Here is a 3,076-nt window from a genome sequence, read left to right on the forward strand (position 1 = left end):
AATTTATTTATATACCTATATATTTGGAGATAAAGATGGAACTTAAAAAACCTTACCTATTATTTCTTGGCGATGCAGCTGATTCTCTAGCGGCTAAAGTGGCACAGGGTATTAAAACGTGGCATCCAGAATATTGTGTTGGCCAATACCGATTAGAAAACTGTAACGCAGATGTAGGTCTTACTGATATCTCTATTGCTGATGCGATTAAAGCGGGTGCCAAAACACTGGTGATTGGTGTTGCTAATCGTGGTGGTGTTATCTCTGAGCAGTGGTTAGATGTATTAATTGAAGCAATGGAAGCAGGTATGGACATCGCTTCAGGTCTTCATAATAAGCTTATTGATATTCCTGTATTAGTAGAGTGCGCAGAAAAACACGGCCGCTCTCTGTTTGACGTGCGTTACCCTACTCAGGCTTACCCAGTGGGTACTGGTATAAAACGTAGTGGTAAAAGAGTACTAACAGTAGGGACTGACTGTTCTGTTGGTAAAATGTATACATCACTTGCTATCGAAAAAGAGATGCATGCACAGGGTATGGATGCAGACTTTAGAGCGACAGGGCAAACAGGCATTTTGATCACTGGTGGTGGTGTGAGTGTCGACTGTGTTGTTGCAGACTTTATTGCCGGTGCAATTGAAACAATTTCTCCAGAGAATAGCCCTGAGCATTGGGATGTTATGGAAGGGCAAGGTTCGTTATTCCATGCTTCTTTTGCGGGTGTGACAATGGGACTTATTCACGGCTCACAGCCTGATGCTCTTATCTTGTGTCATGAACCAACGCGTACGCACATGCGCGGCCTACCAAGCTACTCATTACCTGATATCCAAACATGTATCGACGCTAATATTGCCGCTGCGCAATTAACAAATAAAGACGTTAAATGTGTTGGTATCTCGGTAAATACTTCAAACATGGAAGCGACTGAGGCAGTTTCATACATGGAAGCACTTGAGAAAGAGATCGGCTTACCGGTTGTTGACCCATTCCGCCAAGGTGTTGCACGCATTGTCGAGCAACTAAAGGAAGTATAAATGAAACTATCAATATCTGAGCGCTCTTGGCCTATACGAGGGAGTTTCACTATCTCTCGTGGCAGTAAAACACACGCTGATACCGTCGTTGTTGAAATTGAGCATGAGGGCGTTGTTGGTCGAGGCGAGTGTGTTCCTTATGCAAGATACGATGAATCGCTACAAAGTGTGAAGGCAGAAATTACCGCAATAGCAGATCAAATAGAAGCCGGTATGACACGCCAGCAGTTACAGGAAATTTTACCTTCAGCGGCAGCGCGTAATGCAGTGGACTGCGCAATGTGGGATCTTGAATGTAAGCTGAAAGGCTGTTCTATCTGGGAAAAAATTAATCTTCAACCTAGCACACTAGAAACGGCTTATACCATTTCGTTGGGTGAGCCTGAAGTGATGGAGCAAGCTGCTAAAGATAACGCTTTTCGCTCACTACTAAAAATTAAATTGGGTGGTAATGGCGATTTAGAAAGATTAAGAGCGGTACGAAATGGTGCACCCACATCAAAAATTATCATTGATGCAAATGAAGCGTGGACGCCTGAGTTATACCGACAGCTAATGCCTGATCTTTTGATGTTAGATATCGCGATGATCGAGCAACCGTTTCCAGCGGGTGATGATGCTGCATTAGCAACGCTACCAAGGCCTATCCCTATCTGTGCAGATGAGTCGTGCCATGATCGTAAAAGCTTAGCTGAGATTGTAGGTCGCTACGATATGATCAATATAAAAATCGATAAAACGGGTGGCCTGACTGAAGCATTACTACTAAAAGAAGAGGCACAAAAACTTGGCTTAAGTGTCATGGTTGGTTGCATGCTTTCCTCTTCTTTAAGCATGGCACCTGCCTTCGTGCTCGGTCAGGATGCAGATATTATTGATTTAGATGGTCCATTACTGTTATCGCAGGATATTGAAAATGGATTTGATTTCAGAGGCAGCCAAATGGATCCGTTTAGTAGCCAGTTATGGGGTTAAATGATGATTAGAACAGTATATGTAAAAGGTGATTACGTGTTAGAAACAGAAGCGACTGTTTCTATTTTTGACCGAGGTTTTTTATTTGCTGACGCCGTTTATGAAGTAACGGCAGTTTTAGATGGCATGTTGATTGATAATCCTGGTCATATTGCACGTCTGGAGCGGTCTTGCAAAGAGCTTGGTATTAAAATGCCATTAAGTGCAGAGCAGTTAACCGCTGTGCAGAAAGAGCTGATTAACAAAAACAACCTCAAAGAGGGGGGCGTTTATCTACAACTTACGCGTGGCAGTGAGGGCGATAGAGACTTTTCTTACAGCGATGATATCGAGCCAACATTAGTGTTATTTACGCAACAGCGTTCACTGATAAACAGCAAACCTGCACAAAAAGGTATCAAAGTGCTGTCGATGGATGATATCCGTTGGAGGCGTCGAGATATCAAAACGACTAGTTTATTACCAGCGTGTTTATCAAAACAGATCGCTTATCAAGCTGGTTGTGATGATGTTTGGCTGATTGAAGACGGTTTTGTAACCGAAGGTGGTTCAAGCAACGCTTATATCGTTACCCAAGAAAACAAGATCATTACTCGTCCGCTGAGCAATGACATTCTTCACGGCATTACGCGTGCATCACTGCTTAAATTAGCAAAAGAGAGCAATATTGAAATAGAAGAGCGCTCATTTACTATCGAAGAAGCGTATGCCGCAAAAGAAGCTTTTGTAAGCTCAGCAACGACCTTTATTTGGCCTGTCATCAGTATTGATGGTTATTCAATTGGTGATGGTACCCCTGGTCCATTAGCAAGCAAGCTACGCGATATCTATATTAAAACAGCGATTGAGCTAGCGGAATAAATCAAATGCCTTTACTAGTCCTAGTAAAGGCATTTTTTTTCTAGAAAAATTCATGGATTATAGGAATAACGATGAGTAGATTAAACTCCTTGAGTGCAGCAGAGAATAAATGGGGCCTTTCCCAGTTATCAACGGCTTTGTTGCGTAATTAAATTTAAAGATAGAACAACCCCGTTTCGCGTATTTCTTAATCAATACGA

The 3,076-nt window shown here is 42.4% G+C and carries 3 protein-coding genes; all 3 read left to right on the forward strand.

Annotated features, from left to right (window positions below):
- Window positions 1-35: 35 nt before the first annotated feature.
- Genes dgcN through AB4517_RS21730 form a run of 3 tightly spaced genes read left to right on the forward strand, consistent with a single transcriptional unit; the run spans window position 36 to window position 2,876 of the window.
- Window positions 36-1,040, forward strand: a complete 1,005-nt coding sequence (gene dgcN / locus AB4517_RS21720; RefSeq protein ID WP_372098792.1) for an N-acetyltransferase DgcN — start codon at window positions 36-38, stop codon at window positions 1,038-1,040.
- A complete protein-coding gene (gene dgcA / locus AB4517_RS21725; RefSeq protein WP_372149930.1) occupies window positions 1,041-2,015 on the forward strand; it encodes an N-acetyl-D-Glu racemase DgcA in 975 nt (324 codons plus the stop codon).
- On the forward strand, window positions 2,016-2,876 hold the full coding sequence (locus tag AB4517_RS21730) for a D-amino-acid transaminase (RefSeq protein WP_372149932.1): 861 nt from the start codon (window positions 2,016-2,018) through the stop codon (window positions 2,874-2,876).
- Window positions 2,877-3,076 lie beyond the last annotated feature (200 nt).

The organism is Vibrio sp. 10N.222.52.C3, from assembly GCF_041474195.1.
In the GTDB taxonomy this organism is placed as follows: domain Bacteria; phylum Pseudomonadota; class Gammaproteobacteria; order Enterobacterales; family Vibrionaceae; genus Vibrio; species Vibrio crassostreae_C.

What these genes read in the sequence shown, in the direction of transcription:
- dgcN (WP_372098792.1), top strand. Translation starts at nt 36, where the DNA reads ATGGAACTTAAAAAACCTTACCTATTATTTCTTGGCGATGCAGCTGAT.
- dgcA (WP_372149930.1), top strand. Translation starts at nt 1,041, where the DNA reads ATGAAACTATCAATATCTGAGCGCTCTTGGCCTATACGAGGGAGTTTC.
- AB4517_RS21730 (WP_372149932.1), top strand. Translation starts at nt 2,016, where the DNA reads ATGATGATTAGAACAGTATATGTAAAAGGTGATTACGTGTTAGAAACA.